Below are 15,660 nucleotides of genomic sequence, written 5' to 3' on the forward strand. Positions count from 1 at the left end.
CTCCTGGTCGGTGCCGACCTGCGCGACGCCGACCTGCGCGGCGCGGACCTCCTGGGCGCGGACCTGCGGGGCACGGACCTGGGCGGCGCCGACCTCACGGGCGCGTTCTTCTGCACGCCCATGCAGCTCGCGGCCGCACGCGGCGACACCCGCACGCGCCCGCCGCTCGACCTGCAGCCGCCCTCGCACTGGGCCGACGTCGCGGTGCCGCTCAGCCCGCCGGCGCCGGGCGGACGAGCACGGCGCGTCGGTCGCGGCCCCCGCCCTCGAGGACGCTGACCGCGGGGTCCTCACTCCGCGAAGCTGTGCTCCTCGCCCGGGAAGCCGCCCGAGCGCACGTCCTCGAGGTAGGCGCGCGTGGCGTCGGTGAGCGCCTCGCGCAGGCGGCCGTAGCGCTTGGCGAACCTCGGCGACCAGTCGCTGAGGCCCGCCATGTCGGGCCAGACGAGCACCTGGCCGTCGCACTGCGGGCCGGCGCCGATGCCGATCGTGGGCACCGACAGGATCTCGGTGACCTGGGCGGCGATCGGCGCGGGGACCATCTCGAGGACGATCGCGAAGGCCCCGGCCTCCTGGAGCGCGAGCGCGTCGGCCGACAGCCGTTCCGCCGCACCCTCGCCGCGGCCCTGCACGCGCTTGCCGCCCAGCACGTTCTCGGACTGCGGCGTGAAGCCGAGGTGGCCCATGACGGGGATGCCCGCGCCGGTGAGGAGCCGCACGTGCTCGACGACGCGCTGCCCGCCCTCGAACTTCACGGCGTGCGCGCCGGCCTCCTTGAGCATGCGCACCGCGGTCGCGTGCGCCTGCTGGGGCGACGCCTCGTACGAGCCGAACGGCAGGTCCGCGACGACGAGGGCCCGCCGCACGGCCCCGGTGACGGCACGCGTGTGGTGGATCATGTCCTCGACCGTGACGGGGATCGTCGTCGGGTGGCCGTAGAAGTTGTCCCCTAGGGAGTCCCCGACGAGCAGCACGTCCGTGCCGACCTCGTCGAAGATCTGCGCGGTCGGCGCGTCGTACGCCGTGAGCATCGTGATGCGCTCGCCGCGCTCCTTGGCCGCACGCAGGTGGTGCACGCGCACGCGCCGCGGGGGCGTGGGCGCTGCGGTCGGGTCACTCATCGACGGGTCCCTTCGGCTCGCGCCACCGGGAGGTGACGGGGAGGCGGCGGTCCCGCCCGAACGCCAGCGCGGACACCTTCGGGCCCGGCGGGTACTGCCTGCGCTTCCACTCGGCCCGGTCCACGAGGGCGAGCACCGTGTCGACCACCTCGGCCTCGAAGCCGCGCGCGAGGAGCTCCTCGCGGCCCTCGGCGTGCTCGACGTACGCGTCGAGCACCTCGTCGAGCAGGTGGTACGGGGGGAGCGAGTCGGTGTCCATCTGACCGGGGCTGAGCTCGGCCGACGGCGGCTTCGTGATCGAGCTCTCCGGGATCGGCGGGAGGTCGCCCTGGTCGAGCGCCGCCTGGTTGCGCCAGCGCGCGAGCGCCCAGACGCGCGACTTGTCGACGTCCTTGAGCGGTGCGTAGCCGCCGACGGCGTCGCCGTAGATCGTGGAGTAGCCCACGGCGAGCTCGGACTTGTTGCCGGTCGCCAGGACGAGGTGTCCCTCGACGTTGGACACGCCCATGAGGACGACGCCGCGCACGCGGGCCTGCAGGTTCTCGCCCGCGACGCCGGGCAGCTCCATCTCCGCGCGGAACGCGTCGACCATCGGCCCGATCGGCTGGACGCGGTAGTCCGCGCCGATGCGCTTCGCGAGGTCCGCGGCGTCGTCGCGCGAGTGCTGCGACGAGTGCCCCGACGGCATCGAGATGCCCACGACGTTCTGCCCGCCGACGGCGTCGGCCGCCATGGCGGCCACGAGCGCGGAGTCGATGCCGCCCGAGAGCCCCAGCACGACCGAGCGGAAGCCGTTCTTGGTGACGTAGCCGCGCAGGCCCGTGACGGCGGCCGAGTAGACCTCGGCGTCCGGGTCCATCGGGGCCGCTAGCAGACCGGGCTCGGGCCGGGTCCCCGCCTCGGGGAGCTCCCACACGAGCAGGTGCTCGACGAACTGCGGCGAGCCCGCGAGCGGGGTGCCGTCGCGGTCCACGACGAACGAGCCGCCGTCGAACACGAGGTCGTCCTGGCCGCCGACCATGTTGACGTAAGCGACCGGCGCGCCGACCTCCCGGGCGCGTCGCGCCGCGAGCTCGGACCGGACGTGGCCCTTGCCCTCCTCGAACGGTGACCCGTTGATCACCAGGAGCAGCTCGACGACGGCCTCGTCCATGAGCGACACCGGGCCGCCGTCCTGCCAGATGTCCTCGCACACGACGATCCCGACGCGGCGCCCGTCGACCTCGACGACGCACTGCTCGTCGCCGGGCACGAAGATCCGGTACTCGTCGAAGACGCCGTAGTTCGGCAGGTGGTGCTTGTCGTAGTGGGCGACGACCTCGCCGCGGTGCAGGACGAGAGCCCGGTTGGTCGCGCGGCCCTGGGGGCTGCGCCCGAGCGTCCCGAGCACGACGACGACCTCGCCGAGACCGGCGTCGACGAGGTCCTTCGCGAGGCGTGCGACGGCGCGGTCGGCGGCACGGGCGAACGAGTCGCGCAGCGCGAGGTCCTCGATCGGGTAGCCCGTGATCGTCATCTCGGGGAAGGCGACGAGCGCCGCGCCCTGCGAGGCGGCGTCGGCCGTCCACTCGAGGACCTTGCGGGCGTTGCCGTCGACGTCGCCGACGCACGTGTCGACCTGGGCGAGTGCGATGGTCAGACCCATGGTCGTCACCCTAGCCAGGACGTCAGGGTGCGGCGTGCCGAGGCGCGGACCTGCGGCCGCGCGGGCGGGCGGGTACGGCATGATCCAGCCATGGACAGGCAGCAGGAGTTCGTGCTCCGCACGGTCGAGGAGCGGGACATCCGCTTCATCCGCCTCTGGTTCACCGACGTGCTCGGGATCCTCAAGTCGGTCGCGGTCGCCCCGGCCGAGCTCGAGGCGGCCTTCGCCGAGGGCATCGGGTTCGACGGCAGCGCCATCGAGGGCCTCACGCGGGTCTACGAGGCGGACATGCTCGCGAAGCCGGACCCGTCCACGTTCCAGGTGCTCCCGTGGCGCGGTGACACGCACGGCACCGCCCGGATGTTCTGCGACATCATGACGCCGGACGGCCAGCCGTCCCTCGCGGACTCCCGCTACGTCCTCAAGCGGGCGCTCAACCGGGCGAGCGAGAAGGGCTTCACCTTCTACACGCACCCCGAGGTCGAGTTCTACCTCTTCGAGCCGCCGGCCGAGCACGACAAGCCGCTGGTGCCCGTCGACCAGGGCGGGTACTTCGACCACGTCCCGCGCGGCACGGGCCACGACTTCCGCCGGGCCGCGATCACGATGCTCGAGTCCATGGGCATCTCGGTGGAGTTCTCCCACCACGAGGCCGGGCCGGGCCAGAACGAGATCGACCTGCGCTACGCCGACGCGCTCACGACGGCGGACAACATCATGACCTTCCGCACGGTGGTCAAGGAGGTCGCGCTCGAGCAGGGCATCTTCGCGTCCTTCATGCCCAAGCCGCTCGCGGAGCACCCGGGCTCGGGCATGCACACCCACCTCTCGCTCTTCGAGGGCGACCGCAACGCGTTCCACGAGCCGGGCGCGCCCATGGAGCTGTCCGCGACGGCCCGCAAGTTCATCGCGGGCCTGCTGCACCACGCGGCCGAGATCACCGCGATCACCAACCAGTTCGTGAACTCGTACAAGCGCGTGTGGGGTGGCGCCGAGGCGCCGTCGTACATCTGCTGGGGCCACAACAACCGGTCGGCCCTCGTCCGCGTGCCGCTCTACAAGCCGGGCAAGGGCAACTCGAGCCGGGTCGAGTACCGCGGCGTCGACGCGGCCACGAACCCCTACCTCGCGTACGCGGTGCTGCTCGCGGCCGGGCTCAAGGGCATCGAGGAGGGGTACGAGCTGCCCGACGGCGCCGAGGACGACGTCTGGGAGCTCACCGACGCCGAGCGGCGCGCGCTCGGGATCCAGCCGCTCCCGTCGTCGCTCGAGCAGGCCGTCGCCGTGATGGAGAAGTCTGAGCTCGTGGCCGAGACGCTGGGCGAGCACGTGTTCGACTTCGTGCTGCGCAACAAGCGCGAGGAGTGGAACGCGTACCGGGCGCAGGTGACGCCGTTCGAGCTGAAGCGGTTCCTCTCGGTCCTGTGACGCGGCGGTGAGCGAGACCACGGCCGACGGCCGCCGGCGGACGCTGCGGGCACGACTGACCCGGCTGGGCTTCACGGACACCGAGCGCGCCTGCACGCTGCTCGACGACGCCGACCTCGTCGCGGTCACCGGGACCATCGACGAGGCGGCGCCGCTGCTCGAGGCGCTCGCCCACGTCGCGTCGCCCGACGACGCGCTGCTCGCGCTCACCCGCCTCTCCGGCGCGTGCCGGGCCGCGGGGGAGACGTCGCGCTGCGGCCTGCGCGACGTCCTGGCGACGCCGTCGGCGCACCGCGACGGGCTGCTCGCGGTGCTCGGGGCGTCGTCGGCGCTCGCCGACCACCTCGTCCGGCACCCGCGAGACCTCGCAGCGCTCGCGGAGCGGTCGCCGATCGGGGCCGACGTCGGCCAGGTCCGCGCCGAGCTGCTCGCGGCGGTGGGCGCGCCCGACCTGGCGGACGCCGGCGTCGTCGGACCGGTCGCGACCGTCGTCGGGGACGCGGGGGTCGACGCGCTGCGCCGCGCGTACCGGCGGCGGCTGCTGCGCATCGCGGCCACCGACCTCCTGACCGCGGAGCCCCTGTCCCTGCTGCCCGCGGTCGCTGCGGCGCTCGCCGACCTCGCGGCGGCCGCGCTCGAGGGAGCCCTGGCCCTCGCGCGGGCCGAGCACCCGCACGAGGCCGCCGTCGTGCGCCTCGCGGTGATCGGCATGGGCAAGTGCGGCGGGCGCGAGCTCAACTACGTGAGCGACGTCGACGTCGTGCACGTCGCCGAGCCGGCCGAGGGCTGCCCCGAGGACGAGGCGATGCGCGCGGGGGCGAAGCTCGCGACGGCGCTCGCCCGGGTGTGCAGCGGCCCCTCGGGCGAGCCGGCGCTCTGGCCGGTCGACGCGGCGCTGCGGCCCGAGGGCAAGAACGGGCCGCTCGTGCGGACCGTCGAGAGCCACGTGAGCTACTACGAGCGCTGGGCCAAGACCTGGGAGTTCCAGGCGCTGCTCAAGGCGCGCGTCGTCGCCGGGGACCGCGAGCTGGGTGCGCGCTACACGGAGGCGATCGCGCCGTTCGTGTGGTCGGCCGTCGAGCGCGAGAACTTCGTCGAGGACTCGCAGGCGATGCGGCGCCGGGTCGAGCAGCACGTGCCCGCGTCGGAGGCGGACCGCCAGCTCAAGCTGGGCGTCGGCGGGCTGCGCGACGTCGAGTTCACCGTGCAGCTGCTCCAGCTCGTCCACGGCCGCTCGGACGAGAGCATCCGCAGCGCGAGCACGCTGACCGCGCTGTCCGCGCTCGCCGCCGGCGGGTACGTGGGCCGCGACCACGCCTCGCGCCTGGCCGTGTGCTACCGCCTGCTGCGTGTGCTCGAGCACCGCATCCAGCTGCACCGGCTGCGGCGCACGCACCTCATGCCGACGGCGGAGGCGGACCTGCGCCGCCTCGCGCGGTCGATCGGCATGCGCGCGGGCGGCGCCGACGAGGTGACCGAGCGCTGGCGCTCGGTGCGGCGCGACGTGCGGCACCTGCACGAGGAGCTCTTCTACCGCCCGCTGCTGCCCGCGACCGCGAGCCTCTCGCGCGAGGACGTGACGCTCGCGCCCGACGCGGCGCGCGCCCGGCTGGCCGCCATCGGCTACCGCGACCCGGCCGGCGCGCTGCGGCACATCGCCGCGCTGACCGAGGGCGTGAGCCGGCGCGCGGCCATCCAGCGCCAGCTCCTGCCCGTGCTGCTCGGCTGGTTCGCCGAGGGGACCGACCCGGACGCGGGGCTGCTCGCGTTCCGCCGGCTCTCCGACGAGCTGGGCGCCACGCACTGGTACCTCAAGCTGCTGCGCGACTCCGGTGCCGCGGCCCAGCGCCTCGCGCGGCTCCTGTCGACGTCGCGGTACGTCGCCGACGCGCTCGCGCGGTCGCCCGAGTCCGTCGCCTGGCTCGACGACGACGCCGAGCTCGCGCCGCGCGACCGGGCACGCCTCGAGGCCGAGGCCGACGCCGTGCTGACGCGCCAGAGCGAGTCGGCCGTGGCCACGACGCTCCTGCGCGCGCTGCGGCGCCGGGAGATGGCGCGCACCGCGGTGGCCGAGGTGCTCGGGTCCAGCTCGGTCACCTCCGCGACCGCATCCCTCACCGCCGCGGCCGACGTCGTGCTCGCGGGCGCGCTGCGGATCGCCGAGTACGAGGTGCGCGAGGGCCCCGACGGCGTCCTGACGCGCAACGCGATCATCGCGATGGGGCGGCTCGGGGGCAGCGAGCTGGGCTACGGGTCGGATGCCGACGTGCTCTTCGTCCACGACCCGCTGCCGGGTGTCGACGAGGGACGCGCGCAGGCGCAGGCGATGGCCGTGGCGGCGCGCGTGCGGGCGCTGCTCGGCGAGGTGGGTCCCGAGCCGGCGCTCGAGGTCGACGCGGGGCTGCGCCCCGAGGGCCGCAACGGCCCGCTCGTGCGGACGCTCGCGTCGTACGGCGAGTACTACCAGCGCTGGTCGTCGCCCTGGGAGAGCCAGGCGCTGCTGCGTGCGCGCCCCGTCGCGGGCGACGCGGCGCTCGGTGACCGCTTCGTGGCGCTCGTGGACCCGCTGCGGTTCCCGGCGGGCGGGGCGGACGCGGCTGCCGTGCGCGAGGTGCGGCGGCTCAAGGCGCGGATGGAGGCGGAGCGGCTGCCGCGGGGCGTCGACCCCGGCCGGCACCTCAAGCTGGGCCGCGGTGGGCTGAGCGACGTCGAGTGGACCGTGCAGCTGCTCCAGCTGCAGCACGGCCACGCCGTGGAGGGTCTGCGTACGCCGCGCACGCTCGAGGCGCTCGACGCCGCCGCCGGTGAGGGCCTGGTCGCGGCGGACGACGCCGCGGTGCTGCGCGAGGCGTGGCTGCTCTCGTCGCGGCTGCGGGACGCGCTCGTGCTGTGGAGCGGTCGCGCCGGGGGTGCGGGCGCCGACGTGCTGCCGCACGACGGCAGGGCGCTGTCCGCGCTCGCCCGGCTGCTGGGGTTCGGCCCGGGGTCGGGCGCGGAGCTCGAGGAGATGTACCTGCGCACCGGGCGGCGGGCGCGGGCCGTCGTCGAGCGGCTGTTCTACGGCTGACGGGGCGTGGCGGCTCACGCGGCCCGGGTGTCCGGACGAGGCGCCGGACGGGGTGCCGTTAGGGTCGAGGCATGTGGTTCCGCATCGTTCTGATCCTTGCGGCGATCGTCGTGGGCGTGTTCTCCGCGGTGGAGGGCAGGGGGCCCGTGGCGCTCGCGATGGTGCTCGTCGTCGCCGGCCAGGTGGTCGCCGAGGTGAGCAGCCGCCGTCGGGCGCGGCGTGAGGCGGAGGAGCGGACGCGGCGCTGAAGCCGGTGCCCGACCGGTCCTGACGTCGGACCGACCGCGTGGCTCGAGCCCATCCCGCAGATCGACGTCAGGGCAGATCGACGTCAGGGCAGATGGAGCAGGGCAGGTCCACTCCCGCAGATCAGCCCCGGCAGATCGACCTCGGCAGGTCGACCAGGAGCATCAGCGCAGTCCGCGGGGCGGGCCCTCGATCTTGGGGCACGTGTCGACGACGACGTCGAGCCCCGCGGCGCGGGCACGGTCCTCGGCCGCCGGGTCGGTCACGCCGAGCTGGAGCCAGACCGCCCGCGCGCCGATCGCGATCGCGTCGTCGATGACGGCCCCGGCACGCGAGGAGTTGACGAAGACGTCGACGACGTCGACGGCCCCCGGCACGTCGGTCAGCCGCTCGTAGCCGGCGGCGCCGTGGACGGTCTCGGCCCGCGGGTGGACGGGCACGATCTCGTGGCCGAGGCCCTGGACGTACGCCGCGACGCCGTACGCGGCGCGCGCACGGTTCGTGGACAGGCCGACGACGGCCCAGCGCCCCGGCTCGCGCAGCAGGCGGTCGATCACCGCGGGATCGTTCACGCTGCCAGCCAAGCACACGCGCGGCGGCGCAGCAGGTCAGGTGCAGGACTAGCCTCCCCTCGTGCCCCTCGACGTCGTGCCGCTGGTCCAGGTGCCGGCTGGTCGGCTCGAGCTGCGCGACGCCCGGACGGGCACGTCCCGCACCGTCGTCCTCGAGCCGTTCCGCCTCGGCGTGACGCCGGTGACCGCGGCGGAGCACGGTGCGATCGAGGCCCACGGCGCCGCGCGTGCCGGCGAGGGTGGGGCCCACGGCGCCGTGCGTGCCGGCGGGAGCGGTGAACACCCGCGTCGCGACGGCGCGGGCGCCGTGGTCGTGAGCGCCGTGGTCGAGGTAAGCACCGTGGTCGAGGTGGTCGAGGTGGTCGAGGTGGTCGAGGTGGTCCAGGTGGGCCACGTGGTCAAGGTGGGTGCCGAGAACGACGCCGGCGTACCCGCACACCCCGTCACCTGGTTCGAGGCCGTCCAGTGGTGCAACGCCGCGTCCGCCGCGGCGGGTCTGCGCCCGGCGTACGACGTCGTGGGCCGTCGCGTCACCTGGGACGTCGCGTCCGACGGCTACCGCCTCCCGACCGAGGCCGAGTGGGAGTGGGCGTGCCGCGCGGGGACCACGGGACCCACCCACGGCGACCTGGCCGACGTCGCCTGGACCGCCGCGGACGACGTCGAGGGTCCGCAGCCCGTGGCACGCAAGCGCCCCAACGCCCTCGGGCTGCACGACACGCTCGGCAACGTGTGGGAGTGGTGCTGGGACCACGCCGACACCGCGCGCTACGGCGACTACCGCAGCCTGCGCGGCGGCGGCTGGGCCGACGAGTCGTGGAGCTGCCGTGCGTCCGTGCGCCGCGGCAGCGCCCCCGACGCGGTGATCGAGGACGTCGGCTTCCGGGTCGCGAGGGGTGCGGTCGGCCGCGCCGGGGCCGACGCCGCACAGGGCTGGTCCGCGGCGGCCGACCGCGAACGCGCCGACGTGCGGGGACCGCTGCCCGTCGGCTGGACCCCGCTGCGCGAGCCGTCCGCCTGAGGTCCGCGCCCGGAAGCGCGGCTGACGACGGCCCGGGCGCGGGTCGAGCGGTCGACAAGGGCCCCGGCGTGGGGCGGAAGCAGTGGCTGGCGGTGTGCGGGGTCGCCGACGTCGGAGGGGATCCCGCGCGGTCAGCCCGGGCCCAGCCGTCAGGCACTCGTGCGAATCTGGCGTGCCGCCACCCGGACCCAGCCGCCTGGCGATTCGCACGGAACCGGCGTGCGGCTATCCGGACCCAGCCGTCAGGCAGTCGTGCGGGGGCGGTCGTGGTCGGGCGGGTGCGAGTGAGTCGTCACGACTGTCGCGGGTAGGCGCGCGGGTCGGCCGAGGTGCCAAGTCGTGATCGGCGGTCGTGTCAGTGGTCGCCCGTAGTGTGCGGATATGTCCACCACCGCGCACGAGGTCGGCCCTGGCACCGGGTCCGACGACGCCGCGCGCGGGGACGCTCCGCTGGAGGGCGCGGCGGTGGCGGAGTTCTGGGATCAGTGGTTGTGGTCGGTGCGCCACCGGGTGGCTGCCGAGTTGGAGGACGCGCGTCCCGGGCCCGAGCTCGCGGCGCGGCTGGCCGCCCTGGAGCCGGCGGACCTGGATGAGGCCGCGCTGGTCGAAGCCGCGGGTGCGTGGGAGCGGCTCGGGTCGTGGGTCGCTGCCGGTCAGGCGCGGGTGGTTGCCGAGCTGGCCGGGCGGCGTCGGGCGCCGGGGTCGTCGGCCGCGGACGAGATCGCGGTCCGCCTGTCGACGACGCGGGCGGTGGCTGAGGCCAAGGTGGGCCTGGCGATCAGCTTGGACCGGGTGCCGGCGGCGGCCGACGCGTTGGCCCGCGGCGAGCTGGACGTGCGCAAGGCGATGGTCCTGGCCGACGAGCTGATCCGCCTGGACGACGACGCCGCCCAGCAGGTCGCGCAGGCGGTGCTGCCGGGGGCGGGGTCGTGCACGGCGCCGCAGCTGCGGGCGAGGTTGCGGCGGATGGAGTTGGTGCGTGACCCGGACGGTGCGCGGGTGCGTCATGAGAGGGCGTGCACCGAGCGGCACGTGGAGCTCACGCCGGCGCCCGATGCGATGGCCTGGCTCAGCGCCTACCTGCCGGCCGATGATGCGGTCGCGATCCACACCAGCCTGACCGCCCTGGCCGGTGACGCCGCCCCGGGCGACGAGCGCACGCTGGATCAGCGTCGCGCCGACGCCCTGGTGGACGTGACGACCCGCTGGTTGGACGCCGGGGTCCATCCCGACGGGACCCCGCTGACCCTGCGCCAGGGCCGCCGCCCCCACCTGGCCGTGACAGCGTCGGCCGCGACGCTGCTGGGGCTGTCGGACGAGCCGGGGGAGTTGGCGGGGTACGGGCCGATCCCGCCGGGGATGGTGCGGCGGATCGCGGCCCGCTCGACCTGGGAACCCCTGCTCACCGACGCCTGGACCGGTGAGCCGATCGCGCGCTCGACCCGCCGCTACGCCCCGACCCAGGGGCTGCGTGACGCGGTCGTGGCACGCGACCGCACCTGCACCTTCCCCGGCTGCCGCGTCCCCGCGGCCCGCTGCGACATCGACCACATCGACCCGTTCGACGAGCGGGCGGGTGCGGCGGCGCCACATCAGACGCGGATCGACAACCTGCACGCGCTGTGCCGCCACCACCACCGCGCCAAGACCCACGCCGGATGGACGCCGACCCGCCGCGAGGACGGCACGACCCGGTGGACCTCACCCACCGGCCAACGCCACGACCGCCCACCGGCCCACGACCCACCGATCCCACCCCCGGCACCACCACCACCACCCGAGGGCACCAGCATCGACCTCTACTCACCACCACCCTTCTGACGCAACTGCCGCTCGCACGCGCCCTCGACGCCACGAGCGGTGGCCTCGCCAGCGGTTGTGGCCGCGTACCTCACGCTCCCGACTCCGCGACCGGCCGGCGCCCTCGGGAGCTCGGGGTTGCCCGGCGACCCTGCGCCGGGGCGGGGAGAGGGCGACGCGTGGCGACCGGCGTGCGTCAGACCTCGCCGGCTGCGTCAGCCCTCGCCTGCGAGCAGGTCGCCGTCCTCCTCGAGGCGTCGGACGACGTCGTCGGGGCCGAGCTGCACCATCCCCGGCTCGACCTCGTCCCAGCGGCGCGGTGCGGCGACGCGCGGCTCGTCCTTGGCGCGGAGAGAGTAGGGCGTCACGGTGGTCTTGGCCGGGTGGTTCTGGCTCCAGTCGAGGAGCACCTTGCCCGGCCGGAGGGCGCGCTTCATGTTCGCGAGCACGAGGTCCGCGTGCGCCCCCGCAAGCTCGTACGCGACTTCTCGGGCGTACTCGCGCACCTCCGTCGCGGGACGGAGTTTGGGCAGCGGCGCGTACAGCTGCATGCCCTTGCTGCCGCTCGTCACCGGGAACGTCGTCGTCAGCCCGTCCTCGGCGAGCCGGTCCGCGACGAGGTGCGCGACGCGCGCGCACTCGTCGAGCCCTGCGGGCGGCCCGGGGTCGAGGTCGATGACGAGCCGGTCGGCGTCGCGCACGCCACCGCGCGGACCGACCGTCCACTGCGGGGTGTGCAGCTCGACCGCGCCCTGGTTGGCCGACCAGACCAGCGCCGGCAGGTCCTCGAGGAACGGCAGGTCGAGCATCGTGCCCTCGTCGTCGGTCCCCGGGCTCGCCGGCAGCACGTGGTGCCGCACCCACTCGGGCGCGCCCTTCGGCGTGTTCTTCTCGAAGAACTTCTCGCCGTGGACCGTCGTCGTGAACCGGATCCGCGTCACCGGCCGGTTCTCGAGCTGGCGCAGGATCGCCGGCGCGACCGCCGTGTAGTAGCCGATCATCTCGGCCTTGGTGAAGCCGGTCGACGGGTACAGCACGCGGTCCAGGTGCGTCAGCTTGACCTTGCGGCCCTCGACGTCGACCCACTGGGCGTCGTCCTTCACCACATGATCACCTCCGCCACGCAGCCTCCCACGGAGCGGGGAGGCGCACAGGGCGCGGACGGCAGGTCGCGGCCCGATCGCCGGCCCACTACGCCGGACCGCCGAGGGCCCGAGCGACGCTCACGGCGTCTCCCACGGATCGATGTCGGCGTCCGTGCGGAGCGCGAGCACCACGGGCTGGCGCAGGCGCCCGCCGACCATCCGCTGCAGGTAGCGCACGTCCACCCCCACGCGCGGCTCGCACCAGGTCACGCCACGCGCGTCCTCGCGCGGGACGTCGTCGTCCAGGGCGGGCGTGTCCCGCTCGAGCCCCATGAGCGCGCGGAGCAGGTCGGCGCCGCGCCGCCCGGCGAGCCCGCTGCCGGCCTTGCCGAGGTACCGCCAGCGCCCGTCGGCGTCTCGTGCGCCCAGGAGCACGGCACCCAGGCGGTGGCTCGACGCCGCGGACCCGGCGCGCCCGTAGCCCTCGCTGCGCCATCCGACGACGGCGGCCGTCCGGGTGGCACGGTGCGCCGCCTTGATCCAGTCCGAGGACCTCCGGCCCGGCTGGTAGGTCGACGTCAGGCGCTTGGCGACGACGCCCTCGAGCCCGTGCTCGCGCGTGACCTGCCACAGCGCGTCGCCGTCGGGGTACACCGGGGAGAGCTGGGCGCACGCGGGCAGCTCGAGCCGTTCGAGCGTGGCTCGACGCTCGCTGAAGGGGTTCCGGCTCACATCGACGCCGTAGAGCATGAGCACGTCGAAGACGATGTAGGTCGCCGGCACCCGCGAGGCCAGGCGGATCGCCCGGGAGCTGTCGCGCACGTTCATCCGCTCGGCGAGCGCCTCGAACGACGGGATGCCGCCCGACATCACCACGACCTCGCCGTCGAGCACGGCGCCCTGCACGCGCTCCAGCCCGGCGAGCTCGGGATACGTCACGGTGACGTCGCGACCGGACCGCGCGCGCAGCCGCAGCATGCCGTCACGCGTGTCCGCGAGCACCCGCACGCCGTCCCACTTGACCTCGTACGCCCACTCGGGTCCGTGCGGGAGACGATCAGGATCCGGCGCACGGGTAGCGAGCATGGGCTGCACGGGTCCATCCTGCCCACGACGGTGCCGACCGGCACGCGGACCCGGCGCGCCCACGGGGCGACGCGCCGGGCGGGTTCACCCGGAGTCCGACCCCGCGGACGCGGTGCCATGGGAGGGTGGGCGCATGCGAGCGATCTGGAAGGGCGCAGTGGCCTTCGGGCTGGTCAACGTGCCGGTCAAGCTCTACGCGGCCACCGGCGAGCACAGCGTCCCGCTGCACCAGGTGCACAAGGCCGACGGCGGCCGCATCCGCTACAAGAAGGTCTGCAGCATCGACGGCGACGAGGTGCCGTACGCGGACATCGCGAAGGGCTACGAGACCGACGACGGGCGCATGGTCGTGCTGACGGACGACGACCTGGACGAGCTCCCGCTGGCGACCGAGCGCGAGATCGCGGTGGAGGAGTTCGTCCCAGCCGAGCAGGTGGACCCGATCATGCTCGGCAAGACGTACTACCTCGAGCCCGAGAAGACGGCTGCCAAGCCGTACGCGCTCCTGCGCGAGGCCCTCAAGACCACCGACCGCATGGCCGTCGTCAAGGTGGCCCTGCGCCAGCGCGAGTCGATGGCGGTGCTGCGCGTGCGCGACGACGTCATCTGCCTTCAGACGCTCCTGTGGCCCGACGAGGTCCGGGCCGCCGACTTCCCGATCCTCGAGGCGGACGTCCAGGTGCGGCCGCAGGAGCTGCAGATGGCGAGCTCGCTCGTCGAGTCGCTCGCGGCCGACTTCGACCCGTCGGCGTTCGAGGACCGCTACCAGGCCGCGCTCGAGTCGCTCATCGAGGCGAAGGTCTCGACCGGCAAGACCGTCAAGGTCGCGACGGCCGAGGACGAGGACTCCAGCGACGGCGGCGAGGTCGTCGACCTGCTCTCGGCCCTCCAGCGCAGCGTCGAGAAGGCGCGCGGCGCACGCGGGGGCTCGGCCCCGGCAGCGTCGGCCGACGCGGCGGACGAGGACGAGGCCCCGGCGAAGGCATCGCGCGGCCGGCGCTCGTCGACGGCGTCGGACACCGAGGACGACAAGCCCGCGGCCAAGCGCACGAGCCGGGCGAAGGCGTCGGACGACAAGCCCGCGGCGAAGGCGCCGGCCAAGAAGCGCACGACCAAGGCCGACGACGACGCCGAGCCGGCGAAGAAGACGACCCGGCGCCGCGCGTCCTGACGGGCCGCGCTCCGTGACCTCGAGCCGGTCCGCTCCTGGGGGGCGCGACGCCGTCGTCGCCGCGCTGCACCGGATCGCGTTCCTGCTCGAGCGGCAGCAGGCCGCGGAGTACCGCTCGCGCGCGTACCGGCGGGCGGGGGACGGCGTGGCGGCGCTCGACGAGGCCACCTACGAGCGGCACCTCACGGGCGGCACGTGGCAGGAGCTCCCCGGCATCGGCGCCAAGACGGCCGACGTCATCACCGCCGCGGCGCGCGGCGAGGTGCCCGCCGTCCTCGCGGAGCTCGAGCGCGACCTCGGGGACCGGCTGCAGGCGGCCACCCCCGCGGGGCAGGCGCTGCGGGACGCCGTCCGGGGCGACCTGCACGCGCACACCGACGCGAGCGACGGCGGGGCGCCGGTCCAGGACATGGTGCTCGCGGCGGTCGAGATCGGGCACGAGTACCTGGCGATCACCGACCACTCGCCGCGGCTGACCGTCGCCAACGGCCTGTCGCCCGAGCGGCTGCGCCGGCAGGTGCGGCGCATCGCGCGGATGAACGAGGTCCTCGGGCCGTTCCGGCTGCTCACGGGCATCGAGTGCGACATCCACGACGACGGCTCGCTCGACCAGGAGCCCGACCTTCTGCACGAGCTCGACGTCGTCGTCGCCTCGGTGCACTCCAAGCTGCGGATGGAGCGCGCCGCGATGACGCGCCGCATGGTCGCCGCCGTGACGAATCCCCGCACCGACGTGCTCGGTCACTGCACCGGTCGGCGCGTGCGCGGCAGGGAGCGCCCGCAGAGCGAGTTCGACCCGCAGGCCGTGTTCCGCGCGTGCGCCGAGCACGGCGTGGCCGTCGAGGTGAACAGCCGTCCCGACCGCCAGGACCCCCCGGACGACCTCATCGAGGTCGCGGCGGCGGCGGGCTGCCTCTTCAGCATCGACTCGGACGCGCACGCGCCCGGCCAGCTCGACTGGCTCGTCGACGGCTGCGACCGGCTCGCGGCGCACGGGGTCGACGCCGACCGGGTGGTGACGACGTGGCCGGTCGAGCGGCTGCTCGAGTGGACCCACCGGACGTAGCGCGACGCGACGCGGGGCTCGCCGGACGTGGCTGCGTGCTGCTGTGGCCCGCTGCCGCTGCCGGCCGGTGGCGCTTCGGTCCGGTGCCGCTGCGGCCCGGTGACCAGCGAGGCGCCGGACAGGGCCCCGCTGGTCAGCCGGGGCCGACCGCCCGGCGTAGCCTTTCCCGCATGGCAGCGCGGCCGGTCGGCACCATGGTCGACGTCGTGCTGCTCGAGGACGACGAGCACGACGTCGACGTCGTCGCGCGCCCCGGCGACGTGCCGCGGCAGAGGTCCGCGCCGGGCGCCGTAGCCCTGGGCCGGGACGTCGCCGGAGCCGCCGCGCCGGCTGGCGCCCGTGAGGACGCGCC

14 protein-coding genes are annotated in these 15,660 nt (G+C 74.9%); 9 read left to right on the forward strand and 5 right to left on the reverse strand.

Translation table 11 applies throughout. The features are described 5' to 3' along the window. A partial coding sequence (locus tag ICW40_RS07595) for a pentapeptide repeat-containing protein (RefSeq protein WP_221653229.1) occupies window positions 1-279 on the forward strand: 279 nt, incomplete at its 5' end. Between the two features lie 11 nt (window positions 280-290). Here the strand turns inward: ICW40_RS07595 and panB are convergent. Together panB and ICW40_RS07605 are read right to left on the reverse strand one after the other, a co-directional pair. Next, window positions 291-1,121: a 3-methyl-2-oxobutanoate hydroxymethyltransferase gene (gene panB, locus ICW40_RS07600; protein WP_221653230.1), complete on the reverse strand. Its 831-nt coding sequence runs from the start codon at window positions 1,119-1,121 to the stop codon at window positions 291-293. Beyond that, complete coding sequence (locus tag ICW40_RS07605) at window positions 1,114-2,766, reverse strand: NAD+ synthase (RefSeq protein WP_221653231.1); 1,653 nt, start codon at window positions 2,764-2,766, stop codon at window positions 1,114-1,116. Before ICW40_RS07605 ends, panB begins: the two co-directional genes overlap by 8 nt. A gap of 90 nt (window positions 2,767-2,856) precedes the next feature. Here ICW40_RS07605 and ICW40_RS07610 point away from each other — a divergent pair, with 90 nt between their 5' ends. The 3 genes from ICW40_RS07610 to ICW40_RS07620 all read left to right on the forward strand — a co-directional run bounded on the left by ICW40_RS07610 (window position 2,857) and on the right by ICW40_RS07620 (window position 7,509). Next, window positions 2,857-4,194: a glutamine synthetase family protein gene (locus tag ICW40_RS07610; protein WP_221653232.1), complete on the forward strand. Its 1,338-nt coding sequence runs from the start codon at window positions 2,857-2,859 to the stop codon at window positions 4,192-4,194. A 7-nt stretch (window positions 4,195-4,201) separates the two neighbouring features. Continuing rightward, complete coding sequence (locus ICW40_RS07615; protein WP_221653233.1) at window positions 4,202-7,261, forward strand: bifunctional [glutamine synthetase] adenylyltransferase/[glutamine synthetase]-adenylyl-L-tyrosine phosphorylase; 3,060 nt, start codon at window positions 4,202-4,204, stop codon at window positions 7,259-7,261. Between the two features lie 71 nt (window positions 7,262-7,332). Then, the gene (locus ICW40_RS07620; protein ID WP_221653234.1) at window positions 7,333-7,509 is read left to right on the forward strand and encodes a DUF6498-containing protein; all 177 of its coding nucleotides are present in this window, start codon (window positions 7,333-7,335) and stop codon (window positions 7,507-7,509) included. A 162-nt stretch (window positions 7,510-7,671) separates the two neighbouring features. Here ICW40_RS07620 and ICW40_RS07625 read toward each other — a convergent pair whose 3' ends face one another. Next, on the reverse strand, window positions 7,672-8,079 hold the full coding sequence (locus ICW40_RS07625; protein ID WP_308121695.1) for a CoA-binding protein: 408 nt from the start codon (window positions 8,077-8,079) through the stop codon (window positions 7,672-7,674). Window positions 8,080-8,170: 91 nt separating this feature from the next. Here ICW40_RS07625 and ICW40_RS07630 point away from each other — a divergent pair, with 91 nt between their 5' ends. Both ICW40_RS07630 and ICW40_RS07635 read left to right on the forward strand, forming a co-directional pair. Next, complete coding sequence (locus tag ICW40_RS07630) at window positions 8,171-9,100, forward strand: formylglycine-generating enzyme family protein (RefSeq protein ID WP_221653241.1); 930 nt, start codon at window positions 8,171-8,173, stop codon at window positions 9,098-9,100. Window positions 9,101-9,481: 381 nt separating this feature from the next. Beyond that, window positions 9,482-10,921 (forward strand): HNH endonuclease signature motif containing protein, encoded by a 1,440-nt coding sequence (locus tag ICW40_RS07635; RefSeq protein WP_221653236.1) that lies wholly within the window; start codon window positions 9,482-9,484, stop codon window positions 10,919-10,921. A gap of 194 nt (window positions 10,922-11,115) precedes the next feature. Here the strand turns inward: ICW40_RS07635 and ligD are convergent, their stop codons facing one another. Together ligD and ICW40_RS07645 are read right to left on the reverse strand one after the other, a co-directional pair. Further along, window positions 11,116-12,006, reverse strand: a complete 891-nt coding sequence (gene ligD, locus ICW40_RS07640; RefSeq protein ID WP_308121696.1) for a non-homologous end-joining DNA ligase — start codon at window positions 12,004-12,006, stop codon at window positions 11,116-11,118. Between the two features lie 117 nt (window positions 12,007-12,123). Continuing rightward, window positions 12,124-13,071, reverse strand: a complete 948-nt coding sequence (locus ICW40_RS07645; protein WP_260458925.1) for an ATP-dependent DNA ligase — start codon at window positions 13,069-13,071, stop codon at window positions 12,124-12,126. Window positions 13,072-13,204: 133 nt separating this feature from the next. Here ICW40_RS07645 and ku point away from each other — a divergent pair, with 133 nt between their 5' ends. The 3 genes from ku to ICW40_RS07660 form a co-directional block, all read left to right on the forward strand. Further along, window positions 13,205-14,242, forward strand: coding sequence for a non-homologous end joining protein Ku (ku, locus tag ICW40_RS07650; RefSeq protein ID WP_221653238.1), 1,038 nt, complete (start codon window positions 13,205-13,207; stop codon window positions 14,240-14,242). A gap of 13 nt (window positions 14,243-14,255) precedes the next feature. Further along, the gene (locus tag ICW40_RS07655; protein WP_221653239.1) at window positions 14,256-15,308 is read left to right on the forward strand and encodes a PHP domain-containing protein; all 1,053 of its coding nucleotides are present in this window, start codon (window positions 14,256-14,258) and stop codon (window positions 15,306-15,308) included. A gap of 170 nt (window positions 15,309-15,478) precedes the next feature. Continuing rightward, window positions 15,479-15,660, forward strand: a 182-nt coding sequence (locus tag ICW40_RS07660) for a hypothetical protein (protein WP_221653240.1), incomplete at its 3' end; no start/stop codon positions are given.

Source organism: Actinotalea ferrariae, assembly GCF_019733465.1.
In the GTDB taxonomy this organism is placed as follows: domain Bacteria; phylum Actinomycetota; class Actinomycetes; order Actinomycetales; family Cellulomonadaceae; genus Actinotalea; species Actinotalea ferrariae_A.